The following is a 25,181-nucleotide window of genomic DNA, read 5'->3' on the forward strand; positions in this document are numbered from 1 at the left end:
TGGAAATGGAAGTAGCCGCTAAGTTGTCGGGCGCTCGCATCTCCGCCCAGAAAGCTCGCCTGGTCGCCGACCAGATCCGCGGGAAGAAGGTGGGCGAAGCGCTCAACCTGCTGGCTTTCAGCAGCAAGAAAGCCGCCGAGATCATGAAGAAAGTGCTGGAGTCGGCCGTTGCCAACGCCGAGCACAACGAAGGCGCAGACGTTGATGACCTGAAGGTCAGCACCGTTTTCGTCAACGAAGGGCGTTCGCTTAAGCGCATCATGCCGCGTGCCAAAGGCCGTGCTGATCGCATCGTCAAGCGGTCTTGCCATATCACTGTCAAGGTTGCGGACAAGTAACGGAGTCGATCAGATGGGTCAGAAAGTACATCCCGTTGGCATCCGCCTGGGAATCGTCAAGGATCACACTTCGGTTTGGTATGCAGATGGTCGCACTTACGCCGACTACCTGAATGCCGACCTGAAGGTTCGTGCATACCTGCAAGACAAACTAAAAAGCGCGTCCGTTAGCCGTATCGACATCGCTCGCCCGGCTCAAACCGCACGCATCACCATCCACACCGCTCGTCCCGGCATCGTGATCGGCAAGAAAGGTGAAGATGTTGAGAAGCTGCGTCAGGACCTGACCAAGCAAATGGGTGTGCCGGTGCACATCAACATCGAAGAGATCCGCAAGCCGGAGCTCGACGGTATGCTGGTTGCACAGAGCGTAGCTCAGCAGCTGGAGCGCCGCGTAATGTTCCGTCGCGCCATGAAGCGCGCCGTACAGAACGCCATGCGTATTGGTGCCAAGGGCATCAAGATCCAGGTGAGTGGTCGTCTTGGTGGCGCTGAAATCGCCCGTACCGAGTGGTATCGCGAAGGTCGTGTGCCCCTGCACACCCTGCGTGCAGATATCGATTACGCCACCTACGAAGCGCACACCACTTACGGTGTGATCGGCGTCAAGGTTTGGATCTTCAAGGGTGAGGTCATTGGTGGCCGCACTGAAGAGCTGAAGCCGCAAGCGCCCGCTCCTCGTAAAGCTGCTAAGAAATAAGGAGTACGCATCATGTTGCAACCAAAGCGTACGAAGTTCCGCAAGCAGATGACCGGCCACAACCGTGGTCTGGCTCAGCGCGGTAGCAAGGTCAGCTTCGGCGAGTTCGCGCTGAAGTCTGTAGCCCGCGGTCGTCTCACCGCCCGTCAGATCGAGTCCGCTCGTCGTGCTCTGACTCGTCACGTAAAACGTGGCGGCAAGATCTGGATTCGCGTATTCCCGGACAAGCCGGTTACCAAGAAGCCTCTCGAAGTGCGGATGGGTAAAGGTAAGGGTGGCGTCGAATATTGGGTAGCCCAGATCCAGCCAGGCAAAGTCCTGTACGAGATCGAAGGCGTTTCCGAAGAGCTGGCGCGTGAGGCTTTCGCCCTGGCTGCTGCAAAGCTGCCGCTCGCCACCACCTTTGTTAAGCGGACGGTGATGTGATGAAAGCGACCGAACTTCGTGAAAAAACCGCACAGCAACTGAACGAGCAACTGCTCGGTCTGCTGCGCGACCAGTTCAATCTGCGTATGCAGAAAGCAACTGGCCAGTTGGGGCAGTCTCACCTGCTCTCGCAAGTTAAGCGCGACATCGCTCGTGTGAAAACTGTGCTCAACCAGCAGGCAGGTAAGTGATCATGGCTGAAGCCGAAAAAACAGTCCGTACGCTGACCGGCCGTGTTGTCAGCGACAAGATGGACAAGACCATCACCGTTCTGATCGAGCGCCGCGTTAAGCACCCGATCTACGGTAAATACGTCAAGCGTTCGACCAAACTGCACGCTCACGACGAAACCAACCAGTGCAAGATCGGCGACAAGGTTTCCATTCGCGAAACCCGTCCGCAGTCCAAGACCAAGTCCTGGGCTCTGGTTGAAGTCGTCGAACGCGCAGTTGACGTCTAAGGGCTAGGGGTCGGAGAAATTTTATGATTCAGACTCAATCCATGCTCGATGTTGCTGACAACAGCGGTGCACGTCGCGTTATGTGCATCAAGGTGCTGGGCGGCTCTCATCGTCGCTACGCCGGCATCGGCGACATCATCAAGGTCACCGTCAAGGAAGCAATTCCGCGCGGCAAAGTGAAGAAAGGTCAGGTCATGACCGCAGTGGTTGTTCGTACCCGTCACGGCGTTCGTCGTGCCGACGGTTCGATCATCCGCTTCGACGGCAACGCTGCTGTTCTGCTGAACAACAAGCAAGAGCCGATTGGTACCCGTATCTTCGGGCCAGTGACCCGTGAACTGCGTTCCGAGAAGTTCATGAAGATCGTCTCGCTCGCCCCTGAAGTGCTTTAAGGAGATCCGACATGCAAAAGATTCGTCGTGACGACGAGATCATCGTGATCGCCGGTAAAGACAAAGGTAAGCGCGGTAAGGTGCTCAAGGTTCTCGCTGACGACCGTCTGGTCGTCGGTGGCATCAACCTGGTGAAGCGTCATACCAAGCCGAACCCGATGTCGGGCGTTCAAGGCGGTATCGTCGAGAAAGAAGCGCCTCTGCACGCTTCCAACGTTGCCATCTTCAACTCTGAAACCAACAAGGCTGACCGCGTTGGCTTCAAGACCGAAGACGGCAAGAAAATTCGTGTCTTCAAGTCCACCCAGAAGCCGGTTGGCGCTTGAGAATCCGTAGGTAAATACCATGGCACGACTGAAAGAGATTTACCGGAAGGAAATCGCGCCCAAGCTGAAGGAAGAACTGAAGCTGGCGAACGTGATGGAAGTTCCGCGCATCACCAAGATCACCCTGAACATGGGCCTGGGCGAAGCGATCGGTGACAAGAAGATCATCGAAAACGCTGTAGCCGACCTCGAGAAGATCACCGGTCAGAAAGTCGTTGTGACTCATGCCCGTAAGTCGATCGCAGGTTTCAAGGTTCGTGAAGGTTGGCCGATTGGCGTCAAGGTCACTCTGCGTCGCGAGCGTATGTACGAGTTCCTGGATCGTCTGCTGTCCATCTCCCTGCCGCGCGTGCGTGACTTCCGCGGCCTGAATGCCAAGTCCTTCGATGGCCGTGGCAACTACAGCATGGGCGTGAAAGAGCAGATCATCTTCCCGGAAATCGATTACGACAAAATCGATGCGCTGCGTGGTCTGGACATCACCCTGACTACCACTGCCCGTAACGATGATGAAGGCCGCGCTCTGCTGCGTGCTTTCAACTTCCCGTTCCGCAACTGATCGGAGTCCTGGACAATGGCCAAGACAAGCATGAAGAACCGCGAGCTGAAGCGTCAGCAAACGGTTGCCAAGTACGCCAAGAAGCGTGCCGAGCTGAAAGCTACCATCGCTAATCCGAACACCAGTCCGGAAGCGCGTTGGGAAGCCCAGGTCGCTCTGCAGAAGCAGCCACGTGACGCCAGCGCCTCGCGCCTGCGTAACCGTTGCCGCATCACCGGCCGTCCGCACGGCGTTTATCGCAAGTTCGGTCTGTCGCGTAACAAGCTGCGCGAAGCCGCCATGCGCGGTGACGTACCAGGCCTGGTGAAAGCCAGCTGGTAAGGCGTAGTAAAAAAGCGAAGCCGGCCTAGTGCCGGCTTTGTCTTTATGGCGGTCTGCTGCGCGTCGGCCATGCCGCGTTGCAAGTAGGTTCGGATTGCTCATTTACTACAGTAAACTCCGCATCCTCACCTCCTTGCGCCTTGCCTGGCTCTAGCTCGCAAGACTACCAGCAGAATAATGAATCAAGCCCCTTTTGGGGCTTGCTTCATTTTTGATCGGTCTCTAGAATGTCCGGCTCTCCTGAGCCTGGCATTTCCATGCCGAGCTTTTGGATGATCCCACAGCCCTCGGGCTGTTCTTTTTGTATCAGGAGCGTCTAGCCCATGAGTATGCAGGACCCGTTAGCGGACATGCTAACTCGTATCCGTAATGCCCAGATGGCTGAAAAGTCCGTCGTAAGCATGCCTTCTTCCACTCTGAAGGTAGCCGTAGCCAAAGTTCTCAAAGACGAAGGTTACATTGCGGGTTATGAAGTCAATGGTGAAGCCAAGCCACAACTGTCCATCGAGCTGAAGTACTTCGAAGGCCGTCCGGTCATCGAGGAAGTCAAGCGCGTGAGCCGTCCTGGCCTTCGTCAGTACAAATCCGTCGATGACCTGCCGAAGGTTCGCGGCGGTCTCGGTGTTTCCATCGTCTCCACCAACAAAGGTGTGATGACGGATCGCGCTGCGCGCGCTGCCGGTGTCGGCGGCGAAGTGCTCTGCACCGTGTTCTAAGGGGGGATAAGCATGTCTCGCGTTGCTAAGAACCCCGTAGTGCTGCCAGCTGGTGTCGAGATCAAACTCGCCGGTCAGCAGCTCTCGGTCAAGGGTGCCAAGGGCGCTCTGAAACTGAATGTTCACTCGTCCGTTGAAGTGATCCAGGAAGGTAGCGAACTGCGTTTCGCCGCTCGTAATGGCGACCAGCAGAACCGCGCTATGGCCGGTACTACTCGCGCCCTGGTGAACAACATGGTCATCGGTGTCAGCCAAGGCTTCGAGCGTAAGCTGCAGCTGGTCGGCGTGGGCTACAAAGCTCAAGCCAAAGGCCAGGTGCTGAACCTCGCACTGGGCTTCTCCCACCCGATCGACTACGAACTGCCGGAAGGCGTCGTGGCTGAAACCCCGAACCAGACCGAAATCCTGATCAAGGGTATCGACAAGCAACTGGTGGGTCAGGTGGCTGCGGAAATCCGTGACTTCCGTCGTCCTGAGCCCTACAAGGGCAAAGGCGTTCGTTACGCGGATGAAGTTGTCCGTCGTAAAGAAGCCAAGAAGAAGTAAGGGGCTGAAAAATGACCGACAAAAAAGTTACTCGTCTGCGTCGCGCTCGCAAAGCACGCCTGAAAATGCACGAGCTCGAAGCCGTGCGTCTGTGCGTGTACCGCTCTTCGCAGCACATCTACGCCCAGGTCATCTCGGCCGACGGCAGCAAGGTTCTGGCCAGCGCCTCTACCTTGGACAAAGCACTGCGTGATGGCGCCACCGGCAACGTCGACGCAGCCAAGAAAGTTGGTGCGCTGGTTGCTGAGCGTGCGAAAGCCGCTGGTGTGACCCAGGTGGCATTCGACCGTTCTGGCTTCAAGTACCACGGCCGCGTCAAGGCGCTGGCTGATGCTGCTCGTGAAGGCGGGCTGGAGTTCTAAGTTATGGCAAATAACGACCAAAAGCGCGACGAAGGCTACATCGAGAAGCTGGTTCAGGTTAACCGCGTTGCCAAGACCGTAAAGGGTGGCCGTATCTTCACTTTCACCGCGCTGACCGTGGTAGGTGATGGTAAGGGTCGCGTCGGTTTCGGCCGTGGCAAATCCCGCGAAGTTCCAGCTGCTATCCAGAAAGCGATGGAAGCTGCTCGTCGTAACATGATCCAAGTTGATCTGAACGGCACCACTCTGCAGTACCCGGTCAAGTCCGCTCATGGCGCCTCCAAGGTGTACATGCAGCCGGCGTCCGAAGGTACCGGTATCATCGCCGGCGGCGCCATGCGTGCCGTGCTGGAAGTGGCTGGTGTGCAGAACGTTCTGGCCAAGTGCTACGGCTCGACCAATCCGGTGAACGTGGTTCATGCCACCTTCAAGGGTCTGAAGACCATGCAGTCTCCAGCATCCGTTGCAGCCAAGCGTGGCAAGAGCGTCGAGGAGATTCTCTAACCATGGCTAATACCGTCAAAGTGACTCTGATCAAGAGCACCAATGGCCGTCTGGCCAATCACAAAGCTTGCGTCAAGGGCCTGGGCCTGCGTCGCATCGGTCACACCGTAGAGGTTCTGGATACTCCGGAAAACCGCGGCATGATCAACAAGGCTTACTACCTGCTGAAGGTGGAGGGTTAATCATGCAACTGAACGATCTGCGTTCCGCGCCGGGTGCCCGTCGCGAGAAGCACCGTCCGGGCCGTGGCATCGGTAGCGGTCTGGGTAAGACTGGTGGCCGTGGCCACAAAGGTCAGACCTCTCGCTCCGGTGGCTCCATCGCTCCGGGCTTCGAGGGTGGTCAGCAGCCGCTGCACCGCCGTCTGCCGAAGTTCGGCTTCGTCTCCCTGAAGGCTATGGATCGCGCCGAAGTGCGTACCTCCGAGCTGAACAAGGTAGAGGGTGTTGTGACTCTGCAGGCTCTGAAGGATGCCAATCTGGTTGGCCAACACGTACGGCGTGTGAAAGTCATGCTGTCCGGTGAGGTTACCCGTGCGGTCACCCTGAAAGGTATCGCTGCCACCAAAGGTGCGCGTGCGGCTATCGAAGCAGCTGGCGGTAAGTTCGAGGAATAAATGGCTAAGCAAGGTGCTCTCTCTGCTCTGGCTGGTGGCGGGTTGTCCGAACTCTGGGCTCGTCTGCGTTTTCTGTTCATGGCGATCATCGTCTATCGAATCGGCGCGCATATCCCAGTTCCCGGTATAAACCCTGACCGTCTGGCCGATCTGTTTCGACAGAATGAGGGGACCATTCTTAGCTTGTTCAACATGTTTTCCGGCGGCGCGCTGGAGCGGATGAGCATCTTTGCACTGGGGATCATGCCGTACATCTCGGCATCGATCATCATGCAGCTGATGACCGCCGTCAGCCCGCAGCTGGAGCAGTTGAAGAAGGAAGGTGAAGCTGGCCGTCGCAAGATCAGCCAGTACACCCGCTACGGCACACTCGTCCTGGCGTTCGTTCAGGCCATCGGTATGTCCGCTGGTCTGGCTAGCCAGGGCGTTGCGTTCTCGGGCGATTTCGGCTTCCACTTCGTGGCGGTCACCACTTTCGTGGCGGGCGCGATGTTCATGATGTGGCTGGGCGAGCAGATCACTGAGCGCGGTGTCGGTAACGGTATCTCGATGCTGATTTTTGCGGGCATCGTAGCCGGTCTGCCGTCGGCAATCGGGCAGTCTTTCGAGTCTGCTCGCCAGGGCGATATCAACATCTTCGCTCTGATCGCCATCGGCCTGTTGGCAGTAGCGATCATCGGTTTTGTGGTGTTCATTGAGCGTGGTCAGCGTCGCATTGCGGTGCACTACGCCAAGCGTCAGCAGGGCCGCAAGGTCTTTGCTGCGCAGACCAGCCACTTGCCGTTGAAGGTGAACATGGCGGGCGTAATCCCGGCCATCTTCGCTAGCAGCCTTCTGCTGTTCCCGGCCTCGCTGGGTGCCTGGTTTGGCCAGTCCGAGGGTTTGGGCTGGCTGCAGGACATTTCGCAGGCTATCGCTCCTGGTCAGCCGTTGAACATTTTGCTGTTTAGTGCAGGGATCATTTTCTTCTGCTTCTTCTACACAGCGCTGATGTTCAACCCGAAAGACGTAGCGGAAAACCTGAAGAAGTCCGGTGCCTTTATTCCGGGCATCCGTCCGGGCGAGCAGTCTGCGCGCTATATCGATGGCGTTCTGACTCGCTTGACCATGTTCGGTGCTCTGTACATGACGGCCGTGTGCCTGCTGCCCCAGTTCCTGGTGGTTGCAGCCAACGTTCCGTTCTACCTTGGCGGGACCTCGTTGCTGATCGTGGTCGTGGTTGTGATGGACTTCATGTCCCAAGTGCAATCGCACCTCGTGTCTCACCAGTACGATTCCCTGATGAAGAAAGCCAACCTGAAGGGCTATGGCAGCGGCATGCTCCGCTGATCCACCCGTAAGGTTCGAGGAGTTGGTAATGAAAGTTCGTGCATCGGTGAAAAAGCTGTGCCGTAACTGCAAAATTATCCGTCGCGAAGGTGTCGTGCGGGTGATCTGCAGCGCAGAGCCGCGTCACAAGCAGCGCCAAGGCTGAGTGTGAACCACGCGTGATAAGCCCGGCAGCTAGTGTGCTGCCGGGTTGATTATTTGTTATTACAGCGTTAATATCTCGCGCCCTATTTCTTGGCTTCCGGGGCGTAGGTAGCTGTCAATTGGAGTTCCACTGAATGGCCCGTATTGCAGGCGTTAACATTCCGGATAACAAGCACACTGTTATCTCGCTGACCTACATCTTTGGTGTTGGTCGCACCACTGCACAGAAAATCTGTGCCGCTACCGGTGTAAATCCGGCTGCGAAAATCAAGGATCTGACTGACGAGCAGATCGAACAGCTGCGTGGCGAAGTAGCCAAGGTGAATACCGAAGGCGACCTGCGTCGTGAAGTGAATATGAAGATCAAGCGCTTGATGGATCTAGGTTGCTACCGCGGCCTGCGTCATCGTAAAGGTCTGCCGGTTCGCGGTCAGCGTACCAAGACCAACGCTCGCACCCGTAAGGGCCCGCGTAAGCCGATCCGCAAGTAATCGCATTCGCGAATCGACAGGAATTTAGTCATGGCAAAACCTGCTGCTCGTACTCGTAAAAAAGTCAAAAAGACAGTGGTTGATGGCATCGCCCACATCCATGCGTCTTTCAACAACACTATCGTGACCATTACCGACCGTCAGGGTAACGCCCTGTCCTGGGCTACCTCCGGTGGTTCGGGTTTCCGCGGCTCGCGTAAGTCCACTCCATTCGCTGCCCAGATCGCCGCTGAACGTGCTGGTCAGGCTGCACTGGAATACGGTCTGAAGAACCTCGACGTCAACGTCAAAGGTCCAGGTCCGGGTCGCGAATCCGCCGTGCGTGCTCTGAACGCCTGCGGCTACAAAATCGCCAGCATCACCGACGTGACGCCAATCCCGCACAACGGGTGCCGTCCGCCGAAGAAGCGTCGCGTGTAATCAGGAGACAGTGAGAAATGGCTCGTTACATTGGTCCCAAATGCAAACTGTCTCGTCGTGAAGGCACCGATCTCTTCCTGAAGAGTGGTGTTCGCGCGCTTGAATCTAAGTGCAACATCGAAGCAGCTCCGGGTATCCACGGCCAGCGCCGTGGCCGTCAGTCCGACTACGGCACCCAGCTGCGTGAGAAGCAAAAAGTTCGTCGTATCTACGGCGTACTGGAGCGTCAATTCAGCGGTTACTACAAGCAAGCTGCCAGCCAGAAAGGCGCCACCGGCGAGAATCTGCTGCAACTGCTGGAGTGCCGTCTGGACAACGTGGTTTACCGTATGGGTTTTGGCGCTACTCGTGCCGAGTCCCGTCAGCTGGTTTCGCACAAAGCGATCAGCGTCAACGGTCAGACCGTAAACGTACCGTCCTACCAAGTTAAGGCTGGCGACGTCGTTGCTGTTCGCGAGAAATCGCGCAATCAGCTGCGCATCGTTCAGGCTCTCGAGCTCTGCGCCCAACGTGGCCGTGTTGAGTGGGTAGAAGTAGACGCCGAGAAGAAGTCTGGTGTGTTCAAGAACGTACCGGCTCGTGGCGATCTGTCCGCTGACATCAACGAGAGCCTGATTGTCGAGCTCTACTCCAAGTAAGGGCTAGAAAATAGGTGCATCCATGCAGATTTCGGTAAATGAGTTCCTGACCCCCCGTCACATTGATGTGCAGGAGGTCAGTTCGACCCGCGCCAAGATCACCCTCGAGCCTCTCGAGCGTGGCTTTGGCCATACCCTGGGCAACGCGCTGCGTCGCATCCTGTTGTCCTCCATGCCTGGCTGTGCAGTAGTCGAGGCCGAGATCGATGGCGTACTCCATGAGTACTCCGCGATCGAAGGTGTGCAGGAAGATGTCATCGAGATCCTGCTCAACCTGAAAGGTCTGGCTATCAAGCTGCACGGCCGTGACGAAGTGACCCTGACTCTGGCTAAAAAGGGCCCGGGCGTAGTTACCGCTGCCGATATTCAGCTGGATCACGATGTCGAAATCGTCAATGGCGACCACGTAATCGCCAACCTGGCCTCCAATGGCGCGCTGAACATGAAGCTCACCGTAGCTCGTGGTCGCGGCTATGAGCCGGCTGACGCACGTCAGAGCGACGAAGATGAAAGCCGCAGCATTGGTCGCTTGCAGCTGGATGCTTCGTTCAGCCCTGTGCGTCGGGTTGCTTACGTGGTGGAAAACGCCCGTGTCGAGCAGCGCACCAACCTGGACAAGCTGGTTATCGATCTGGAAACCAACGGTACTCTGGACCCTGAAGAGGCTATCCGCCGTGCCGCGACCATTCTGCAGCAGCAGTTGGCCGCGTTCGTCGACCTCAAAGGTGACAGTGAGCCTGTGGTGGTCGAGCAGGAAGACGAGATTGATCCGATCCTGCTGCGCCCCGTCGATGACCTGGAGCTGACCGTACGTTCGGCAAACTGCCTCAAGGCAGAGAACATCTACTACATCGGTGACCTGATTCAGCGCACTGAAGTAGAGCTGCTCAAAACCCCGAACCTGGGCAAGAAATCCCTGACCGAAATCAAGGATGTTCTGGCTTCTCGCGGTCTGTCCCTCGGTATGCGCCTCGACAACTGGCCGCCGGCAAGTCTGAAGAAAGACGATAAGGCCACTGCCTGATCGTCATCATCACCGAACGAACAAGTTTGGTAAGGAATTGAACCATGCGTCATCGTAAAAGTGGCCGTCACCTCAGCCGCACCAGCGCTCACCGCAAGGCCATGTTCCAGAACATGGCGGTCTCGCTGTTCGAGCACGAGCTGATCAAAACTACCCTGCCGAAAGCCAAGGAACTGCGTCGCGTTGCCGAGCCGCTGATCACCCTGGCCAAGGAAGACAGCGTTGCCAATCGTCGTCTGGCTTTCGACCGTACTCGTTCGAAAGCTATCGTTGGCAAACTGTTCAACGATCTGGGCAAGCGCTACGCCACCCGTAACGGCGGCTACCTGCGCATCCTCAAGTGCGGTTTCCGCGCTGGTGACAATGCTCCGATGGCTTACGTTGAACTGGTCGACCGTCCGGTCGGCGGTTCGGTAGAAGCTGCCGAGTAAGTTGCTGGTTGTACAAAAAACCGGGCCTAGTGCCCGGTTTTTTGTTGCCTGAAATATCGCGCTTCGAGCCCGTTCTTGAGCGCCTGCTGCGCAAACAGGGGTGTTGCCGAAGCGCTGCGTTTCGCAAAAGAAAATAACTATCGCGCCGTTACGCTTCATGAATTGGTTTGCCTGGTAAAGCCGGTCTAGGCTTGTTCCATCGTTGGTCGCACTCGTTGGGACCGACCCGATGAGGAGAAGGAGAGAACCATGTCGAACCAAGGTAAGTGTCCGTTCAACCATGTGGCCGGTGGCGGCACAGCCAACAAAGATTGGTGGCCGAATCAGCTGCGTGTGGACTTGCTGAATCAGCATTCGGACCGATCCAATCCGCTGGGCGAGAAATTCAACTACGCCGAAGCTTTCAAGAAACTCGACTACAAGGCCCTCAAGGCCGATCTGGTCAAGCTCATGACCGACAGCCAGGATTGGTGGCCTGCCGACTTCGGGCACTACGGCCCGCAGTTCATCCGTATGGCCTGGCACTCTGCCGGTACCTATCGCACTACCGACGGCCGTGGCGGTGGCGGTCGTGGCCAGCAACGTTTTGCGCCGCTGAACTCTTGGCCGGATAACGTCAACATCGACAAGTCGCGTCGCCTGCTGTGGCCGATCAAGCAGAAGTATGGCCAGTCGATTTCCTGGGCTGACCTGTACATCCTTGCCGGTAACGTTGCGCTGGAATCCATGGGCTTCCGCACCTTCGGCTTCGCCGGGGGCCGTGAAGATGTGTGGGAGCCGGATCAGGACGTGAACTGGGGCGCCGAAGTCGCCTGGCTGGGGGTCGACCCTAAGCGCGTCAATGACGATCGCGAGCTGGCTGCGCCTTTCGGCGCTACTCACATGGGCCTGATCTACGTGAACCCGGAAGGTCCCAACGCTAGCGGCGACTATATGGCTGCAGCCAAGGATATTCGTGCCACGTTCTATCGCATGGCAATGGACGACGAAGAGATCGTCGCGTTGATCGCCGGCGGTCACACCTTCGGCAAATGCCACGGCGCAGCCCCTGAGTCGCACAAGGGACCGGAGCCGGAAGGCGGGCCCATCGAAGCACAGGGCCTGGGCTGGACCAGTAACTTCGGCAGCGGCTCGGGCAAGGACACGGTGTCCAGTGGCCTGGAAGTGACCTGGACGAAGACACCGGCGCTGTGGAGTAACAACTTCTTCGAGAACCTGTTCAAGTTCGAATGGGAACTGACCAAATCGCCAGCTGGCGCCAAGCAGTGGGTGGCCAAGGATGCGCCGGAGATCATTCCAGACGCGCATGTGCCGGGAAAATTCCACAAACCGACCATGCTCACTACCGACCTCACCCTGCGCTTCGATCCAGAGTTCGGCAAGATTTCCAAGCGCTTCTATGAAGATCCGCAGTCCTTCGCCGATGCCTTCGCGCGTGCCTGGTACAAGCTGACTCACCGTGACATGGGGCCGAAAGCCCGCTACCTCGGCCCGGAAGTGCCGAAAGAGGACTTGATCTGGCAAGACCCGCTACCGGCTGCCACCCATAACCCAAGCGCTGCCGATATCGCCGATCTGAAAGCGAAGATCGCTGCTTCGGGGATTTCGATCGGTGATCTGGTGTCCGTGGCCTGGGCTTCGGCCTCGACCTTCCGCGGTGGCGACAAGCGTGGTGGTGCCAACGGTGCTCGCCTGGCTCTGGCGCCGCAGAAGGATTGGGCCGCCAACCAGCGGGCGATTCAGGTGCTGCCGAAGCTGTTAGCAATCCAGCAGGCATCCGGCAAGGCCTCTCTGGCTGACGTGATCGTGCTGGCCGGTAATGTCGGTGTCGAGCTGGCAGCCAAGGCGGCTGGTGTGGCGGTGGACGTGCCGTTCGCGGCTGGCCGTGTCGATGCGCGTCAGGATCAGACCGATGTCGAGTCCTTCGATGTGCTGGAGTCTGCTGCCGATGGTTTCCGTAACTTCAGCAAAGGCAATCTGGGCGTGCCCACCGAGGCAATGTTGATCGACAAGGCGCAGATGCTGACACTGACCGCACCGGAGCTTACTGCATTGGTCGGCGGCCTGCGTGTACTGGGCGCCAACCACGACGGCAGTCAGCATGGCGTGTTCACCGACAAGGTCGGTGTGCTGTCCAACGATTTCTTCGTCAACCTGCTGGATATGGGCACCGTATGGAAGGCCGCCGATGACAGCAACGAAGTCTTCGAGGGGCGTACACGTAAGGATGGCCAGGTGAAATACACGGCCACCCGTAACGATCTGGTGTTCGGCTCCAACTCGGTGCTGCGCGCCTATGCCGAGGTGTATGCCAGTGCTGACGGCAAGGAGAAGCTGGTCAAGGACTTCGTCGCCGCCTGGACCAAGGTGATGAACCTGGATCGTTTCGATCTGGCCTGAGCCTGAGTGGCGCACCAGCGGTGCGTCAGTAAACCGCAACGCCTCCCTCGTGGAGGCGTTGTGCTTTTGCTTGACCGAGCCGGGCGTCAGGCGGAGCATTACCAACTGCTCACGAATGCAACAAGGATTGCCGGCATGAAAGGCCATACCGAAGTCATCGACTATCTCAAGCATCTGCTCAAGGGCGAACTGGCTGCGCGCGACCAGTATTTCATCCATTCTCGGCTGTATGAGGACTGGGGGTTCAGCAAGCTCTACGAGCGCATCAACCACGAGATGGAAGAGGAAACCCAGCACGCTGATGCCCTGCTCAAGCGCATCATCTTCCTCGAGGGTGTACCGGACATGGCGCCCAATGCCTTCAAGTTCGGCCAGACCGTCCCAGAAGCACTGAAGCTCGATCTTGATCTGGAGTACGAAGTGCGAGCCGCCCTGAGCAAAGGCATCGAACTCTGCGAGAAACATCAGGATTATCAGAGCCGCGACATCCTCTTGCTGCAGCTCAAGGACACCGAGGAAGACCACGCCTACTGGCTGGAGATCCAGCTGCAGCTGATCGACAAGCTGGGTCTGGAGAAGTACCTGCAAAGCCAGATGTAAGCTGACTTGCCCAAAAAGAGCCCCGCATGTGCGGGGCTCTTTCGTTTCAGGCGCGGTCGCGTTCCAGCAGGGGTTTGAGGAAGTGCCCGGTATGCGAGGCCGGGTTGGCTGCAACATCCTCTGGTGTACCGGTGGCGATGATCATGCCGCCCTTGGAGCCGCCTTCCGGGCCGAGATCCACCAGCCAGTCGGCAGTCTTGATCACGTCCAGGTTGTGCTCGATCACCACCACGGTATTGCCGTGGTCGCGCAGGCGGTGCAGCACGTCCAGCAGTTGCTGGATATCGGCGAAGTGCAGGCCGGTGGTCGGCTCGTCGAGGATGTACAGGGTCTTGCCGGTATCGCGCTTGCTCAGCTCGCGACTCAGCTTGACCCGCTGCGCCTCGCCGCCGGACAGGGTGGTCGCGCTCTGGCCCAGCTTGATATAGGACAGCCCGACGTCCATCAACGTCTGCAGCTTGCGGGCGATGGCCGGCACGGCGTCGAAGAAGGTGCGGGCCTCCTCGATGGTCATGTCCAGCACTTCGGTGATGCTCTTGCCCTTGTACTTCACTTCCAGGGTTTCGCGGTTGTAGCGCTTACCCTTGCACACGTCGCACGGCACGTAGATGTCCGGCAGAAAGTGCATCTCCACCTTGATCACGCCGTCGCCCTGGCACGCCTCGCAGCGCCCGCCCTTGACGTTGAAACTGAAGCGGCCTGGGCCATAACCGCGCGAGCGTGATTCCGGCACCCCGGCGAACAGCTCGCGAATCGGTGTGAACAGGCCGGTGTAGGTGGCCGGGTTGGAGCGTGGCGTACGGCCGATCGGGCTCTGGTCGATGTCGACCACCTTGTCCAGGTGTTGCAGGCCGTCGAAGGAGTCGTGCGCCGCCGCTTCCAGAGTGGTTGCACCGTTCAAAGCCGTAGCGGTCAGCGGGAACAGGGTGTTGTTGATCAGCGTCGACTTGCCCGAGCCGGATACGCCGGTGACGCAGGTAAGCAGGCCCACCGGAATTTCCAGATCGACATTACGCAGGTTGTTGCCCCGTGCGCCCTTGAGCTTGAGCAGTTTCTTCTTATCACGCGGCGTGCGCTGCGCTGGATAACGGATCTTCTCGCGGCCGGACAGGTATTTGCCGGTCAACGAGTCGGGGTGATTCATCACCTCGTCGGGCGTGCCTTCGGCGACGATGCGTCCGCCGTGCACGCCGGCGCCCGGGCCGATATCGACCACGTAATCGGCCATGCGAATGGCGTCTTCGTCGTGTTCGACCACGATCACCGTATTGCCCAGGCTGCGCAGGTGGTTGAGGGTGCCCAGCAGACGCTCGTTGTCGCGTTGGTGCAGGCCGATGGACGGTTCATCGAGGATGTACATCACGCCCACCAGGCCAGCGCCGATCTGGCTGGCCAGGCGGATGCGCTGCGCTTCGCCGCCTGAAAGGGTGTCGGCGCTGCGATCCAGAGTCAGATAATCGAGGCCGACGTTGACCAGGAACTGCAGGCGCTCGCGGATTTCCTTGAGGATCTTTTCGGCGATCTCGCCGCGTCGTCCGGTCAGACGCAGATTGGCGACGTAATCGCAGGCATCGCCAACCGGCAGGCCGGTCACTGCCGGCAGAGTCTTCTCGCCGACCCAGACATGCCGCGCTTCGCGGCGCAGGCGCGTGCCGCGGCAGTCGGGGCAGGGCTGGGTGCTGAGGAACTTGGCCAGCTCCTCGCGCACGCTGGCCGACTCGGTCTCGCGGTAGCGGCGTTCGAGGTTGGGGATGATGCCCTCGAAAGGGTGCGAGCGTTTGACGATGTCGCCGCGGTCGTTGAGGTACTTGAAGTCGACGTTCTGCGTGCCGCTGCCGAACAGAATGACCTTCTGGTGTTCGGCGGCCAACTCGTCGAAGGGCTCTTCGAGGCTGAAGCCATAGTGTGCGGCCAGCGAACCGAGCATCTGGAAGTAGTAGACGTTGCGCCGGTCCCAGCCGCGTATGGCGCCTTCGGCCAGGGTCAGTTCGCCATTGACCAGGCGCTTGACGTCGAAGAACTGCTTCACGCCCAGGCCGTCGCAGGTCGGGCAGGCACCGGCCGGGTTGTTGAAGGAGAATAGCTTGGGTTCCAGCTCGCTGATCGAGTGGCCGCAGTGCGGGCAGGCGAAGCGCGCGGAGAAGATGATTTCTTCGCCTGGCTCATCATCCATGGGGGCGATCAGGGCGATGCCGTCCGCCAGGCCAAGCGCTGTCTCGAAAGACTCGGCCAGCCGCTGCTGCAGGTCTTCACGGACCTTGAAGCGATCCACCACCACGTCGATGGAGTGCTTCTTCTGCTTGTCCAGCTTGGGCAGCTCGTCCAGTTCGAACAGCTTGCCGTTGACGCGGGCACGGACGAAGCCCTGCGCGCGCAGCTCCTCGAATACCGACAGATGCTCGCCCTTGCGCTCGCGGATCACCGGTGCCAGCAGCATCAGCTTGCGGCCTTCCGGCAGGGCCAGCACCTGGTCGACCATCTGGCTGACGGTTTGTGCTTCGAGCGGCACGTCGTGATCCGGGCAGCGCGGAATACCGGCGCGGGCATAGAGCAGGCGCAGGTAATCGTAGATTTCGGTGATGGTGCCGACGGTCGAGCGCGGGTTGTGCGAGGTGGACTTCTGTTCGATGGAAATCGCCGGCGACAGGCCTTCGATGGTGTCGACATCGGGCTTTTCCATCATCGACAGGAACTGCCGGGCGTAAGCCGACAGCGATTCGACATAACGGCGCTGGCCTTCGGCGTACAGCGTGTCGAAGGCCAGGGAAGACTTGCCGGAACCGGACAGGCCGGTGATCACGATCAGCTTGTCGCGTGGCAGGGTCAGGTCGATGTTCTTCAGGTTGTGGGTACGGGCCCCACGAATCAGAATCTTGTCCACTTACAACGGGCCTCGCTGGGCGGGCGGAAAACGGTCGAGTATAGGGCTTGCTGCTGCCCTGCGGCAAAGTGTGCGCCTGTGCCGAAACGATGGCGGCTGCTAGAATCGCCGGCTGATTTCCTCAGGGTTTATTCGATGCACGATTCGCACAGCGAGCGCATGAGTAGTAGCGAGACCCGCGCGGCCGGCGGCCTGGCTATGGTGTTCGCGTTTCGTATGCTGGGCATGTTCATGGTGCTGCCGGTGCTGGCCACCTACGGCATGGATCTGGCGGGCAGTACGCCCGCGCTGATCGGCCTGGCCATCGGTGCCTATGGTTTGACCCAGGCTGTGCTGCAAATTCCCTTCGGCATGCTCAGTGATCGTATTGGCCGACGCCCGGTGATCTACGTCGGGTTGCTGATCTTCGCCGCTGGCAGCGTGCTGGCGGCCAATGCCGATTCGATCTGGGGCGTTATCGCCGGACGCGTGCTGCAGGGTGCTGGCGCGATTTCCGCGGCGGTGATGGCACTGTTGTCGGACCTGACTCGCGAGCAACATCGCACCAAGGCCATGGCCATGATCGGTATGAGCATTGGCCTGTCGTTCGCCGTGGCCATGGTCATTGGCCCGCTGCTGACTCGCGCCTTCGGCCTGTCCGGGCTGTTCTGGGCCACCGGGGCGATGGCGTTGCTCGGCATTCTTATCGTCGCTGGCATCGTGCCGAAAGACGCCGGCCCGCTACAACATCGCGAGTCCGGCGTGGCGGCACAGGCACTGTGGCCGACGCTCAAGCACGCCGATCTGCTGCGCCTGGACTTCGCCATCCTGGCCTTGCATGCAGTGCTCATGGCCAGTTTCGTCGCCCTGCCGCTGGCGCTGGTGGAGCAGGGTGGACTGGTCAAGGAGGAACATTGGTGGGTGTATCTCACCGCGCTGTTGATCGGTTTCTTCGGCATGGTGCCGTTCATCATTTACGGCGAGAAAAAACGCCAGATGAAGCGCGTGCTGCTGGGGGCCGTCAGCGTATTGCTGGTCTGCGAACTTTACTTTGCCTTCTTCGGCAGCAGTTTGCGTGCGCTGGTACTGGGTATCGTGGTGTTCTTCACCGCCTTTAACTTGCTCGAAGCCTCGCTGCCGTCGCTGGTCAGCAAGGTGGCGCCAGCTGGCGGCAAGGGCACGGCGATGGGGGTGTATTCCACCAGTCAGTTCCTCGGCGCGGCATTGGGCGGCATTCTTGGCGGCTGGCTGTATCAGCACGTTGGCCTGGGCGGTGTCTTCATCGGCTGCGCAGCGCTCTGTGCAATTTGGCTGGCTATTGCTGTTACTATGCGCGAACCGCCGTACGTGACCAGTTTGCGCCTGCCGCTCGATGCCGCGGCACTGGCCGATGTCGGACTGGTCGAACGCCTCAAGGCGACGCCGGGAGTGGCGGACGCCGTGGTGGTGGTCGACGAAGCGGCCATCTATATCAAAGTCGATACCCAACAAGTGGATCGCACGACGCTGGAAAGCCTGATCACATCGGCGCCAGCGGCGTGCCGAGTCTAGGAGAACGTTATGGCCCGTGGGGTTAACAAAGTCATTCTGGTCGGTACCTGCGGCCAGGACCCGGAAACACGCTACCTGCCCAGCGGCAACGCGGTCACCAACCTGAGCCTGGCAACCAGCGAGCAGTGGACCGACAAGCAGACCGGGCAGAAGGTCGAGAAAACCGAGTGGCACCGCGTCGCCCTGTTCGGCAAGGTCGCCGAGATCGCCGGCGAGTACCTGCGCAAGGGTTCGCAAGTGTACATCGAAGGCAAGCTGCAGACCCGCGAGTGGGAAAAGGACGGCATCAAGCGTTACACCACCGAGATCATCGTCGACATGCAGGGCACCATGCAGCTGCTGGGCGGTCGTCCGAGCGGTGATGAAGGTGGCGCTCCGCGTCAATCGCGTCCGGCCCCGCAGCGTGAGCCGCAACAGGCTCCGCGTCAGGAGCGTCCTGCTCCACAGCAGGCCCAGCCAGCGCCTGACTACGACAGCTTCGATGACGATATCCCGTTCTGATCTGAGCGGGCTCTAGCCTATGCGAATGCGCCTGATGCTGCTGGGCGGCGGTAGTGCCCTGGGGCAAGCGCTGATCCGTCTTGGCGCCGAGGAAGACATCGGCTTCCTCGCGCCTCGCCCGCCGGAAGACGGCTGGGACGCCGCCAGCCTGACGGAGCTGCTCGACGATACCCGCCCGGATGCACTGATCAACCTGGCTTACTACTTCGACTGGTTTCAGGCCGAGTCGGTGGCCGAGTCGCGCCTGCAGACGCAGGAGCGCGCCGTGGAGCGTCTGGCCGAGCTGTGCCAGCACCACTCCATCGTCTTGCTGCAGCCGTCCAGCTATCGGGTTTTCGATGGTTCGCGAATCACGGCTTATAGCGAGAAGGAAGAGCCGATCCCGCTCGGGCTGCGCGGCCAGGCGCTGTGGCGTCTGGAGCAGAGCGTGCGGGCGATCTGTCCGCGTCATGTGCTGCTGCGCTTTGGCTGGCTGCTCGATGACAGTCGTGAAGGGCTGCTGGGGCGCTTTCTAGTACGTGCCGAGCGCGACGATGCCCTTTATCTCGCCGATGACCGGCGCGGCAACCCGACGCCGGTGGACGATGCTGCGCGGGTGATTCTGGCTGTGCTCAAGCAGCTCGATTGCGAGTCGCCCTTGTGGGGCACCTATCATTACGGCGGCCATGAAGCGAGTACGTCGCTGAGCCTGGGCCAGGCAGTGCTGAGCGAGGCGCGTCACTATCGCAGCAATCTGGTCGAGGATGTTGCGCCGCAGGCGCACGCCGCCCGTCCGGATGCAGCCGATGAGCCGCAGCATGCCGTGCTGGCCTGCAAGAAGATTCTTCACACCTTCGGCATCAAGCCGCGCGCCTGGCGCTCCGGCCTGCCGAGCTTACTGGATCGTTACTATCGCCATGGCTGAGTTTCTCGTTACGGGTGGTGCAGGCTTTATCGGTTCAAACCTGGTTGACGCCTTGCTGGCCGCTGGTCACGGGGTGCGCGTGCTGGACAATCTGTCCATGGGCAAGCGCAGCAATCTGCCGCTGGACAACCCGCGTTTGCGCTTCATCGAGGGCGATGTCGCCGATGCCGAGGTGGTCGCGCAGGCGGTGGCAGGTTGTGCAGGGGTAGCGCATCTGGCTGCGGTGGCGTCGGTGCAGGCCTCGGTGGATGATCCGGTGTCCACGCACCAGAGCAATTTCATCGGTACCCTGAATGTCTGCGAGGCTATGCGTCAGCATGGCGTGCGACGCGTGGTCTATGCCTCCAGTGCGGCCATCTATGGCAATAACGGCGAGGGCGTGGCAATCAATGAAGCCACCGCCAAGGCGCCGCTGACGCCTTACGCGTCCGACAAGCTGGCCGGCGAACACTACCTGGATTTCTACCGCCGTCAGCATGGCCTGGAACCGGCGGTGTTTCGTTTCTTCAATATCTTCGGGCCGCGCCAGGATCCATCCTCGCCGTACTCCGGGGTGATCAGTATCTTCACCCAACGTGCGCAGCAGGGGCTGCCGATCAGCGTCTTCGGTGATGGTGAGCAGACCCGTGATTTCTTCTATGTCGGTGATCTGGTCGCGCTGTTGATGCAGGGCTTGCTCAGCGAGCAGGTGGTGAGTGATCCGCTCAATGTGGGTTGGAGCCAGGCGGTAAGTCTCAACCAATTGCTGGCTGAGATCGGCGTGCTGTGCGGCGGCCTGCCGCCGGTGACGCACTTGCCGGCCCGTGCTGGCGATATTCGCCATTCGCGTGCTGACAATGCGCGCTTGCAGGCTCATTACCACATGCCAGAGCAGACGCCGCTGCGTGAAGGCTTGCGCCAGCTGCTCGGTGTGTGAATCGAGCTCATGAAAAAGCCGGCATACGCCGGCTTTTTCGTTTCTGCGAGGGTTATCAGAACTTGTAACCCAGGCCGACCATGTAGATGAAGGGGTCTACGTCCACGTCAACCTTGGCCCGCACACCGAGGGCGGTGTTGTCGACATAGGCGGTGGTGTCGATGTCGATGTAGCGCACCTGGGCGTTGAGCATCAGGCTATCGGTCAGCATGTAGTCGGCGCCCACCTGCCAGGCCAGGCCCCAGGAGTTCTTCGCACGGAAATTGTCGAAGCCGTTGGCGCTGGCGGCGCTACCGACGTGCTCGTCGAAAATCCAGGTGTAGTTGATGCCGGCGCCGACATAGGGCTGGAAGGCTGACTTGGCGTCCAGCGGGTAATACACCAGGCTCAGGGTCGGCGGCAGGTGCTTGAGGCTGCCCAGCTTGCCATTGGCTGCATCGAGGACGGTGCCCTTGATCTTCACGTCGTGCTCGAACGGCGTTGCCGCCAGCAATTCGATGCCCAGATTGTCGGTGAGCATGTAGGCGAAGTTCAGGCCCAGCTGGGTGTCACTGCTCATGGTCGCTTTGCCGCCCAGGTCGGTGCCGGCGAGGCCGCCGCGATCAACCTTGACGCTGGAGGAATCGGCCTCCGGGTTGACGGTGATGGCGCCGGCGCGGATGAGGATGTCGCCGGCCTGGTGGGCCTGGGCAACAGGGGCAGCGATGGCGAGGGCCAGCAGCGAGGCAGTGAACAGTGATTTGTACATGGCGAGCTCCAGTTCGAGTCGGTTGTGTCTTTGGCTGGAATCAATGCTAAGCCAAGCAACAATCCACTTTTTGACCTGGCTCAATAGATCGGCGAGCTCTGTTGCGGTGTTTTGTCCATTGCTTCGAATGCGTCTGTAGATGATAATGTTTCTCTTTTTGAAGCAAGCCCGTCTGTCGAGGACCCTCTGCGCATGAATCGCTTCCCCCTCCGTTCCCTGGCCGTGGCACTGATGCTGAGCAGCGGCCCGCTGCTTGCCGCGCCGCTGGATGCTGCGCTCGACGAAAGCCAGCGCCTGGCCGCTGAGGCGAAAGCCTCCCAGGGCCGTGTCGAACAGCTGGATGACGCCAGCCGTGAGATGCTCAATGAGTACCGAAATGCCCTGCAGCAGGCTGAGGCTTTGAAAGGTTATAACAGTCAACTTCGTGACCTAGTCGAAGCCCAGCGTCAGGAACTGGCCAGTTATCAGAAGCAGCTCGATGGCATCGAACGTACCCAGGAAGCGGTGAGCCCGCAGATGGTCAAGATGGTCGAGGTGCTCGGCCAGTTCATCGCCGCCGATCTGCCGTTCCTGCCCGAAGAACGTGAAGACCGTCTGGCTCAGTTGCAGGATCTGTTGCCGCGCGCCGACGTCAGCCTGGCCGACAAATACCGCCGCATCCTCGAGGCCTACCAGATCGAGAGCGACTACGGTCGCACCCTGGAAGCCTGGCGTGGCGAGCTGAACCAGGCCGATGGTGGCTCGCGTAGCGTCGAGTTCCTGCGCCTGGGCCGCAGCATGCTCTATTACCAGACCCTTGATGCCCACGAGAGCGGCTGGTGGAACCCGCAGTCCAAGGCCTGGGAAGTGCTCGACGGCAGCGCGCGTCGTCCGCTGACCCAGGCCATCGCCATTGCCCGTCAGCAACAGGCGCCCGCCGTGCTGTCCCTGCCGATCAAGACCCTGGCCGAGGAGGCCGCACAATGAGTCGTCGTGTTGTAGCCGTATTGGCGCTCAGCCTGTTGCCGGCACTGGCTGCCGTGGCCGAAACCCTCAATCCCGATCAACTGCTGCAGCGTATCCGCAGCGAGCGTGCTGCCGAAGTCAGTGCCATGCAGGAGCGCGAACAGGCGTTTCTCGCCAAGCGTAGCGAGCAGGCGCAGTTGCTGGCTGCCGCGCGTTCCGCGCTGAATACCCAGAAAGCCGAAAGCGAGCGTCTGAAGGCCGAATTCGACCGTCAGGAGGCCGAACTGGCCGAGCAGGAAAAACTGCTGGCGCAGCGTGTCGGCCACCTCGGTGAACTGTTCGGTGTGGTACGCCAGAGCGCCGGTGATGTCGCCGGACAATGGCAGGACAGCCTGCTCAACGCCCAGTATCCGGAGCGCCTGAAGCGCCTCAAGGCACTGGCTGAGAGCCGTTCACTGCCGTCTGCCGAAGACCTCGACGGCTACTGGATGCTGTTGCTCGAAGACCTGGCCGCCAGCGGTCGTATCGAGCGCCTGCAACTGCCGGTGGTGAATGCCGACGGTTCGCGTCAGGAGCAGCAGGTGCTGCGTGTTGGCACCTTTGCTGTCTATGGTGAGGATGCGTTCCTGCGTTACGACGCCGATGCCGGGCAACTGGTGGCGCCGCCGCGTCAGCCGTCCGGCCTGGGCCAGGTCAAGGACTACCTGAGCAGCACCGATGCGCTCGCCACGCTGCCCATCGACCCTAGCCGTGGCAGCCTGCTGGCGCAGCTGCAGCAGCAGCCGACCCTGTGGGATCGTCTGCAGCAGGGCGGTCTGGTCGGCTGGGTGATCGTCGTGCTGGGTGCTTTCGGCCTGCTTCTCGCCGTGTGGCGCATGGTCTACCTGGGCCGCGTCGGCAGTGGCGTCAAGGCGCAGATGCACGACCTCAGCGCGCCGCGCAATGACAACCCGCTGGGCCGCGTGATCGGCGTGCTGGGTGCCAAGCCGCAACTGGCGGATCTGGAAACCCTGGAGCTGAAGCTCGACGAAGCGATCCTGCAGGAGACACCGCCGCTGGAGAAAGGCCAGGGCCTGCTCAAGCTGCTCGCCGCCGTGGCACCGCTGCTCGGCCTGCTGGGCACCGTGACCGGCATGATCGTCACCTTCCAGGCCATCACCCAGAGCGGTGGCGGTGACTCGCGCCTGATGGCCGACGGTATCTCCCAGGCGCTGGTAACCACCGTGCTCGGTCTGGTGGTGGCCATTCCGCTGCTGTTCCTGCACAGCCTGCTGGCCAGCCGTAGCAAGGGCCTGATCCAGATTCTGGAGCAGCAGAGCGCCGGCCTCATTGCCCTGCACCTGTCGGGAGCGCCGCGCCGTGACTGACCTGTTCGCCTTCTGGCTGCGTGCAGTCGACAGTGCCCATGCACTGCTCGACTTCATGAGCGCTGGCGGCGTGGTGATGTGGGCGCTGGCAGTGCTCTGCGTGGTGTTCTGGACCCTGGTGTTCGAGCGCTTCTGGTACATGCGCAGGATTTTCCCGCGCTGGGTGCAGGAGCGCCGCGAGGCCTGGCAACAGGTGCTCGCCGATGACAACGGCAACTGGCAGCGCGCCGTGCGCCTGGCCTGGCTGGCGCAGGCGCGCCAGCAACTGGCAGCGCCGCTGCGCCTGGGCAAGACCCTCGTGGCGCTGTATCCGCTACTGGGCCTGCTTGGCACCGTGCTCGGCATGATCGCCGTGTTCGATGTGCTCGCCCTCAACGGCACCGGTAACCCACGCGGCATGGCCGCAGGCGTGTGGCAGGCGACCCTGCCGACCATGGCCGGCATGGTTCTGGCTATTCCTGGATTGTTCAGCCTGGCGCGCCTCGAACGCGAAGCCAGCCAGGCCATCGAGCGGCTGGCCGACCAGCTGCGTCACGACTGAGATCGCCCAACATGAGAATGCGTCGTCACCACCAGCAGGACGAAGACACCGGTATCGACCTCACGCCGATGCTCGACGTGGTCTTCATCATGCTGATCTTCTTCATCGTTACCAGCTCCTTTATCCGCGAGTCTGGCGTCGAGGTGCAGCGCCCGCAGGCGGAAACCGCCAGCCCGCAGGACAAGGGCAATATCCTTATCGCCGTGACTGCCGACGGGCAGATCTGGATGGACAAGCAGCCGGTGGACATTCGTAGCGTGCGCGCCCATGTCGAGCGCATGCGCGTCGACCAGCCGGAAGGCGCCGTGGTGGTGCAGGCCGATCAGGATGCGCGTACCGGCCTGGTCGTCCAGGTGATGGATCAGGCGCGTCTGGCCGGCGTGCAGGATGTCGCCCTGGCTGCCGGTAGCGGAGTCAACTGATGCGCCTGCCGCTGTCTTTTCTCGGCGCCTGCCTGATGGCCTTGGGGCTGTTCGCCCTGATGCTGTACATGGTCGCGCCACCGAGCGCCAAGGTGAACCAGGACCCGGTTAGCGTGGCCAACTTCGTGCGCATGGATGGTAACGCCAGCGAGACCGCCAGCCGCACCCGTCAGCAGGCACCGCAGCCGCCGCAACCGCAGACGCCGCAGCCACCCACGCCGCCGACGCCGCAAACGGCGACGCCAAATGCCAACCTGCCGGCGCTGGATATCCAGCTGCCCAGCCTGGCCAGCGGTATTGCCGTCAACAGCGCGCCGGCACCGAGTCTGTCCGGCCTTGCGCCGGGTGCTCCAGCGCCGACGCCACCGAGCGAGGCCGCCGAGTCCGGTGGGCAGATGGGCGGCATGGAGAGCGAAGTCATGCCGCTCAACGACGTGCGTCCGGAATACCCGCGTTATGCGTTGCAGCGTGGTATCGAAGGTTTCGTCAAACTGGCTTTCACCATCAATCGCTCCGGCAACGTGGAGAACATCCGCGTGCTGGAAGCCAATCCACGTAACGTGTTCGAGCGCGAAGCGCGCCGTGCCGCCTCTCGCTGGCGCTTTGCGCCACGCACCGAGGGTGGCCTGGCAGTGGACCGCGAAGCGGTGAAGACCCTCTACTTCCGTCTGGAAAGGAGCTGA

General features: G+C 60.4%; 35 protein-coding genes. 33 read left to right on the top strand and 2 right to left on the bottom strand.

What is annotated here, in order from left to right; all coding sequences use genetic code 11:
- Positions 1-5: 5 nt before the first annotated feature.
- The 24 genes from rplV to bfr all read left to right on the top strand — a co-directional run bounded on the left by rplV (position 6) and on the right by bfr (position 13,743).
- The gene (gene rplV, locus RTH74_RS16405) at positions 6-338 is read left to right on the top strand and encodes a 50S ribosomal protein L22 (protein ID WP_003103908.1); all 333 of its coding nucleotides are present in this window, start codon (positions 6-8) and stop codon (positions 336-338) included.
- A 13-nt stretch (positions 339-351) separates the two neighbouring features.
- The gene (rpsC, locus tag RTH74_RS16410) at positions 352-1,038 is read left to right on the top strand and encodes a 30S ribosomal protein S3 (RefSeq protein ID WP_017675617.1); all 687 of its coding nucleotides are present in this window, start codon (positions 352-354) and stop codon (positions 1,036-1,038) included.
- A 12-nt stretch (positions 1,039-1,050) separates the two neighbouring features.
- Positions 1,051-1,464, top strand: a complete 414-nt coding sequence (rplP, locus tag RTH74_RS16415) for a 50S ribosomal protein L16 (RefSeq protein WP_003243901.1) — start codon at positions 1,051-1,053, stop codon at positions 1,462-1,464.
- Positions 1,464-1,655 carry a 50S ribosomal protein L29 gene (rpmC, locus tag RTH74_RS16420; protein ID WP_003463299.1) on the top strand — a complete coding sequence of 64 codons (192 nt, stop codon included), beginning with the start codon at positions 1,464-1,466 and terminating at the stop codon, positions 1,653-1,655. Before rplP ends, rpmC begins: the two co-directional genes overlap by 1 nt.
- 2 nt (positions 1,656-1,657) lie before the next feature.
- Positions 1,658-1,924: a 30S ribosomal protein S17 gene (rpsQ, locus tag RTH74_RS16425; RefSeq protein WP_026088453.1), complete on the top strand. Its 267-nt coding sequence runs from the start codon at positions 1,658-1,660 to the stop codon at positions 1,922-1,924.
- Between the two features lie 23 nt (positions 1,925-1,947).
- Positions 1,948-2,316, top strand: coding sequence for a 50S ribosomal protein L14 (rplN, locus tag RTH74_RS16430; RefSeq protein WP_003243907.1), 369 nt, complete (start codon positions 1,948-1,950; stop codon positions 2,314-2,316).
- Positions 2,317-2,327: 11 nt separating this feature from the next.
- Complete coding sequence (gene rplX / locus RTH74_RS16435) at positions 2,328-2,642, top strand: 50S ribosomal protein L24 (RefSeq protein WP_017675615.1); 315 nt, start codon at positions 2,328-2,330, stop codon at positions 2,640-2,642.
- 19 nt (positions 2,643-2,661) lie between these two features.
- Positions 2,662-3,201 (top strand): 50S ribosomal protein L5, encoded by a 540-nt coding sequence (rplE, locus tag RTH74_RS16440; protein WP_017675614.1) that lies wholly within the window; start codon positions 2,662-2,664, stop codon positions 3,199-3,201.
- 15 nt (positions 3,202-3,216) lie between these two features.
- The gene (rpsN, locus tag RTH74_RS16445) at positions 3,217-3,522 is read left to right on the top strand and encodes a 30S ribosomal protein S14 (RefSeq protein ID WP_003463288.1); all 306 of its coding nucleotides are present in this window, start codon (positions 3,217-3,219) and stop codon (positions 3,520-3,522) included.
- Between the two features lie 323 nt (positions 3,523-3,845).
- A complete protein-coding gene (rpsH, locus tag RTH74_RS16450; RefSeq protein WP_003243915.1) occupies positions 3,846-4,238 on the top strand; it encodes a 30S ribosomal protein S8 in 393 nt (130 codons plus the stop codon).
- A gap of 12 nt (positions 4,239-4,250) precedes the next feature.
- A complete protein-coding gene (gene rplF / locus RTH74_RS16455) occupies positions 4,251-4,784 on the top strand; it encodes a 50S ribosomal protein L6 (protein ID WP_316915366.1) in 534 nt (177 codons plus the stop codon).
- Between the two features lie 11 nt (positions 4,785-4,795).
- Positions 4,796-5,146, top strand: coding sequence for a 50S ribosomal protein L18 (gene rplR, locus RTH74_RS16460; protein WP_017675612.1), 351 nt, complete (start codon positions 4,796-4,798; stop codon positions 5,144-5,146).
- A 3-nt stretch (positions 5,147-5,149) separates the two neighbouring features.
- Entirely contained in the window at positions 5,150-5,650 is a 501-nt protein-coding gene (gene rpsE / locus RTH74_RS16465; RefSeq protein ID WP_099526267.1) for a 30S ribosomal protein S5, read from the top strand.
- Between the two features lie 2 nt (positions 5,651-5,652).
- Positions 5,653-5,832, top strand: coding sequence for a 50S ribosomal protein L30 (gene rpmD / locus RTH74_RS16470; protein WP_003243922.1), 180 nt, complete (start codon positions 5,653-5,655; stop codon positions 5,830-5,832).
- A gap of 2 nt (positions 5,833-5,834) precedes the next feature.
- The gene (rplO, locus tag RTH74_RS16475) at positions 5,835-6,266 is read left to right on the top strand and encodes a 50S ribosomal protein L15 (protein ID WP_099526268.1); all 432 of its coding nucleotides are present in this window, start codon (positions 5,835-5,837) and stop codon (positions 6,264-6,266) included.
- Positions 6,267-7,595, top strand: a complete 1,329-nt coding sequence (gene secY, locus RTH74_RS16480; protein WP_099526269.1) for a preprotein translocase subunit SecY — start codon at positions 6,267-6,269, stop codon at positions 7,593-7,595.
- 28 nt (positions 7,596-7,623) lie between these two features.
- The gene (gene rpmJ / locus RTH74_RS16485; RefSeq protein ID WP_002555468.1) at positions 7,624-7,740 is read left to right on the top strand and encodes a 50S ribosomal protein L36; all 117 of its coding nucleotides are present in this window, start codon (positions 7,624-7,626) and stop codon (positions 7,738-7,740) included.
- Positions 7,741-7,873: 133 nt separating this feature from the next.
- The gene (gene rpsM / locus RTH74_RS16490; protein WP_003463275.1) at positions 7,874-8,230 is read left to right on the top strand and encodes a 30S ribosomal protein S13; all 357 of its coding nucleotides are present in this window, start codon (positions 7,874-7,876) and stop codon (positions 8,228-8,230) included.
- 30 nt (positions 8,231-8,260) lie between these two features.
- Positions 8,261-8,650, top strand: coding sequence for a 30S ribosomal protein S11 (gene rpsK / locus RTH74_RS16495; RefSeq protein ID WP_003243933.1), 390 nt, complete (start codon positions 8,261-8,263; stop codon positions 8,648-8,650).
- Between the two features lie 17 nt (positions 8,651-8,667).
- On the top strand, positions 8,668-9,288 hold the full coding sequence (gene rpsD / locus RTH74_RS16500) for a 30S ribosomal protein S4 (RefSeq protein WP_099526270.1): 621 nt from the start codon (positions 8,668-8,670) through the stop codon (positions 9,286-9,288).
- Between the two features lie 22 nt (positions 9,289-9,310).
- Positions 9,311-10,312 (top strand): DNA-directed RNA polymerase subunit alpha, encoded by a 1,002-nt coding sequence (locus RTH74_RS16505; RefSeq protein WP_099526271.1) that lies wholly within the window; start codon positions 9,311-9,313, stop codon positions 10,310-10,312.
- 44 nt (positions 10,313-10,356) lie between these two features.
- On the top strand, positions 10,357-10,743 hold the full coding sequence (rplQ, locus tag RTH74_RS16510; protein WP_003243945.1) for a 50S ribosomal protein L17: 387 nt from the start codon (positions 10,357-10,359) through the stop codon (positions 10,741-10,743).
- A 249-nt stretch (positions 10,744-10,992) separates the two neighbouring features.
- Positions 10,993-13,143: a catalase/peroxidase HPI gene (gene katG / locus RTH74_RS16515; RefSeq protein ID WP_316915367.1), complete on the top strand. Its 2,151-nt coding sequence runs from the start codon at positions 10,993-10,995 to the stop codon at positions 13,141-13,143.
- 135 nt (positions 13,144-13,278) lie between these two features.
- Positions 13,279-13,743 (top strand): bacterioferritin, encoded by a 465-nt coding sequence (gene bfr, locus RTH74_RS16520; protein WP_106733406.1) that lies wholly within the window; start codon positions 13,279-13,281, stop codon positions 13,741-13,743.
- 46 nt (positions 13,744-13,789) lie between these two features.
- Here bfr and uvrA read toward each other — a convergent pair whose 3' ends face one another.
- Positions 13,790-16,624, bottom strand: coding sequence for an excinuclease ABC subunit UvrA (uvrA, locus tag RTH74_RS16525; RefSeq protein WP_099526274.1), 2,835 nt, complete (start codon positions 16,622-16,624; stop codon positions 13,790-13,792).
- Between the two features lie 135 nt (positions 16,625-16,759).
- On the opposite strand from uvrA, the gene RTH74_RS16530 reads away from it, so the two are divergent.
- The 4 genes from RTH74_RS16530 to RTH74_RS16545 are packed head-to-tail and all read left to right on the top strand — an operon-like array spanning position 16,760 to position 20,475.
- Entirely contained in the window at positions 16,760-18,154 is a 1,395-nt protein-coding gene (locus RTH74_RS16530; RefSeq protein WP_316915368.1) for an MFS transporter, read from the top strand.
- 9 nt (positions 18,155-18,163) lie between these two features.
- The gene (locus RTH74_RS16535) at positions 18,164-18,655 is read left to right on the top strand and encodes a single-stranded DNA-binding protein (RefSeq protein ID WP_003463262.1); all 492 of its coding nucleotides are present in this window, start codon (positions 18,164-18,166) and stop codon (positions 18,653-18,655) included.
- Between the two features lie 19 nt (positions 18,656-18,674).
- Positions 18,675-19,559 carry a sugar nucleotide-binding protein gene (locus tag RTH74_RS16540; protein ID WP_316915369.1) on the top strand — a complete coding sequence of 295 codons (885 nt, stop codon included), beginning with the start codon at positions 18,675-18,677 and terminating at the stop codon, positions 19,557-19,559.
- Positions 19,552-20,475 carry an NAD-dependent epimerase/dehydratase family protein gene (locus RTH74_RS16545; RefSeq protein ID WP_288257521.1) on the top strand — a complete coding sequence of 308 codons (924 nt, stop codon included), beginning with the start codon at positions 19,552-19,554 and terminating at the stop codon, positions 20,473-20,475. The genes RTH74_RS16540 and RTH74_RS16545 overlap by 8 nt, the downstream gene beginning before the upstream one ends.
- Before the next feature lie 55 nt (positions 20,476-20,530).
- On the opposite strand, the gene RTH74_RS16550 is transcribed toward RTH74_RS16545, so the two are convergent.
- Positions 20,531-21,223, bottom strand: a complete 693-nt coding sequence (locus RTH74_RS16550; RefSeq protein ID WP_017675601.1) for an OmpW/AlkL family protein — start codon at positions 21,221-21,223, stop codon at positions 20,531-20,533.
- Between the two features lie 192 nt (positions 21,224-21,415).
- On the opposite strand from RTH74_RS16550, the gene RTH74_RS16555 reads away from it, so the two are divergent.
- Genes RTH74_RS16555 through RTH74_RS16575 form a run of 5 tightly spaced genes read left to right on the top strand, consistent with a single transcriptional unit; the run spans position 21,416 to position 25,181 of the window.
- Positions 21,416-22,189: a DUF3450 domain-containing protein gene (locus RTH74_RS16555; RefSeq protein ID WP_045736143.1), complete on the top strand. Its 774-nt coding sequence runs from the start codon at positions 21,416-21,418 to the stop codon at positions 22,187-22,189.
- The gene (locus RTH74_RS16560; RefSeq protein WP_316915370.1) at positions 22,186-23,535 is read left to right on the top strand and encodes a MotA/TolQ/ExbB proton channel family protein; all 1,350 of its coding nucleotides are present in this window, start codon (positions 22,186-22,188) and stop codon (positions 23,533-23,535) included. Before RTH74_RS16555 ends, RTH74_RS16560 begins: the two co-directional genes overlap by 4 nt.
- Positions 23,528-24,076 carry a MotA/TolQ/ExbB proton channel family protein gene (locus tag RTH74_RS16565; protein ID WP_003463249.1) on the top strand — a complete coding sequence of 183 codons (549 nt, stop codon included), beginning with the start codon at positions 23,528-23,530 and terminating at the stop codon, positions 24,074-24,076. The genes RTH74_RS16560 and RTH74_RS16565 overlap by 8 nt, the downstream gene beginning before the upstream one ends.
- A gap of 11 nt (positions 24,077-24,087) precedes the next feature.
- On the top strand, positions 24,088-24,498 hold the full coding sequence (locus RTH74_RS16570; protein WP_021489595.1) for an ExbD/TolR family protein: 411 nt from the start codon (positions 24,088-24,090) through the stop codon (positions 24,496-24,498).
- Positions 24,498-25,181, top strand: coding sequence for an energy transducer TonB (locus tag RTH74_RS16575; RefSeq protein ID WP_017675596.1), 684 nt, complete (start codon positions 24,498-24,500; stop codon positions 25,179-25,181). The genes RTH74_RS16570 and RTH74_RS16575 overlap by 1 nt, the downstream gene beginning before the upstream one ends.

The sequence above is a fragment of the Pseudomonas sp. zfem001 genome (assembly GCF_032621725.1).
GTDB lineage: Bacteria > Pseudomonadota > Gammaproteobacteria > Pseudomonadales > Pseudomonadaceae > Aquipseudomonas > Aquipseudomonas sediminis.

Excerpts from the sequence above, each read along its gene's own strand:
- rplV (WP_003103908.1), top strand. The coding sequence starts at position 6 with ATGGAAGTAGCCGCTAAGTTGTCGGGCGCTCGCATCTCCGCCCAGAAA.
- rpsC (WP_017675617.1), top strand. The coding sequence starts at position 352 with ATGGGTCAGAAAGTACATCCCGTTGGCATCCGCCTGGGAATCGTCAAG.
- rplP (WP_003243901.1), top strand. The coding sequence starts at position 1,051 with ATGTTGCAACCAAAGCGTACGAAGTTCCGCAAGCAGATGACCGGCCAC.
- rpmC (WP_003463299.1), top strand. The coding sequence starts at position 1,464 with ATGAAAGCGACCGAACTTCGTGAAAAAACCGCACAGCAACTGAACGAG.
- rpsQ (WP_026088453.1), top strand. The coding sequence starts at position 1,658 with ATGGCTGAAGCCGAAAAAACAGTCCGTACGCTGACCGGCCGTGTTGTC.
- rplN (WP_003243907.1), top strand. The coding sequence starts at position 1,948 with ATGATTCAGACTCAATCCATGCTCGATGTTGCTGACAACAGCGGTGCA.
- rplX (WP_017675615.1), top strand. The coding sequence starts at position 2,328 with ATGCAAAAGATTCGTCGTGACGACGAGATCATCGTGATCGCCGGTAAA.
- rplE (WP_017675614.1), top strand. The coding sequence starts at position 2,662 with ATGGCACGACTGAAAGAGATTTACCGGAAGGAAATCGCGCCCAAGCTG.
- rpsN (WP_003463288.1), top strand. The coding sequence starts at position 3,217 with ATGGCCAAGACAAGCATGAAGAACCGCGAGCTGAAGCGTCAGCAAACG.
- rpsH (WP_003243915.1), top strand. The coding sequence starts at position 3,846 with ATGAGTATGCAGGACCCGTTAGCGGACATGCTAACTCGTATCCGTAAT.
- rplF (WP_316915366.1), top strand. The coding sequence starts at position 4,251 with ATGTCTCGCGTTGCTAAGAACCCCGTAGTGCTGCCAGCTGGTGTCGAG.
- rplR (WP_017675612.1), top strand. The coding sequence starts at position 4,796 with ATGACCGACAAAAAAGTTACTCGTCTGCGTCGCGCTCGCAAAGCACGC.
- rpsE (WP_099526267.1), top strand. The coding sequence starts at position 5,150 with ATGGCAAATAACGACCAAAAGCGCGACGAAGGCTACATCGAGAAGCTG.
- rpmD (WP_003243922.1), top strand. The coding sequence starts at position 5,653 with ATGGCTAATACCGTCAAAGTGACTCTGATCAAGAGCACCAATGGCCGT.
- rplO (WP_099526268.1), top strand. The coding sequence starts at position 5,835 with ATGCAACTGAACGATCTGCGTTCCGCGCCGGGTGCCCGTCGCGAGAAG.
- secY (WP_099526269.1), top strand. The coding sequence starts at position 6,267 with ATGGCTAAGCAAGGTGCTCTCTCTGCTCTGGCTGGTGGCGGGTTGTCC.
- rpmJ (WP_002555468.1), top strand. The coding sequence starts at position 7,624 with ATGAAAGTTCGTGCATCGGTGAAAAAGCTGTGCCGTAACTGCAAAATT.
- rpsM (WP_003463275.1), top strand. The coding sequence starts at position 7,874 with ATGGCCCGTATTGCAGGCGTTAACATTCCGGATAACAAGCACACTGTT.
- rpsK (WP_003243933.1), top strand. The coding sequence starts at position 8,261 with ATGGCAAAACCTGCTGCTCGTACTCGTAAAAAAGTCAAAAAGACAGTG.
- rpsD (WP_099526270.1), top strand. The coding sequence starts at position 8,668 with ATGGCTCGTTACATTGGTCCCAAATGCAAACTGTCTCGTCGTGAAGGC.
- RTH74_RS16505 (WP_099526271.1), top strand. The coding sequence starts at position 9,311 with ATGCAGATTTCGGTAAATGAGTTCCTGACCCCCCGTCACATTGATGTG.
- rplQ (WP_003243945.1), top strand. The coding sequence starts at position 10,357 with ATGCGTCATCGTAAAAGTGGCCGTCACCTCAGCCGCACCAGCGCTCAC.
- katG (WP_316915367.1), top strand. The coding sequence starts at position 10,993 with ATGTCGAACCAAGGTAAGTGTCCGTTCAACCATGTGGCCGGTGGCGGC.
- bfr (WP_106733406.1), top strand. The coding sequence starts at position 13,279 with ATGAAAGGCCATACCGAAGTCATCGACTATCTCAAGCATCTGCTCAAG.
- RTH74_RS16530 (WP_316915368.1), top strand. The coding sequence starts at position 16,760 with ATGCACGATTCGCACAGCGAGCGCATGAGTAGTAGCGAGACCCGCGCG.
- RTH74_RS16535 (WP_003463262.1), top strand. The coding sequence starts at position 18,164 with ATGGCCCGTGGGGTTAACAAAGTCATTCTGGTCGGTACCTGCGGCCAG.
- RTH74_RS16540 (WP_316915369.1), top strand. The coding sequence starts at position 18,675 with ATGCGAATGCGCCTGATGCTGCTGGGCGGCGGTAGTGCCCTGGGGCAA.
- RTH74_RS16545 (WP_288257521.1), top strand. The coding sequence starts at position 19,552 with ATGGCTGAGTTTCTCGTTACGGGTGGTGCAGGCTTTATCGGTTCAAAC.
- RTH74_RS16550 (WP_017675601.1), bottom strand. The coding sequence starts at position 21,223 with ATGTACAAATCACTGTTCACTGCCTCGCTGCTGGCCCTCGCCATCGCT.
- RTH74_RS16555 (WP_045736143.1), top strand. The coding sequence starts at position 21,416 with ATGAATCGCTTCCCCCTCCGTTCCCTGGCCGTGGCACTGATGCTGAGC.
- RTH74_RS16560 (WP_316915370.1), top strand. The coding sequence starts at position 22,186 with ATGAGTCGTCGTGTTGTAGCCGTATTGGCGCTCAGCCTGTTGCCGGCA.
- RTH74_RS16570 (WP_021489595.1), top strand. The coding sequence starts at position 24,088 with ATGAGAATGCGTCGTCACCACCAGCAGGACGAAGACACCGGTATCGAC.
- RTH74_RS16575 (WP_017675596.1), top strand. The coding sequence starts at position 24,498 with ATGCGCCTGCCGCTGTCTTTTCTCGGCGCCTGCCTGATGGCCTTGGGG.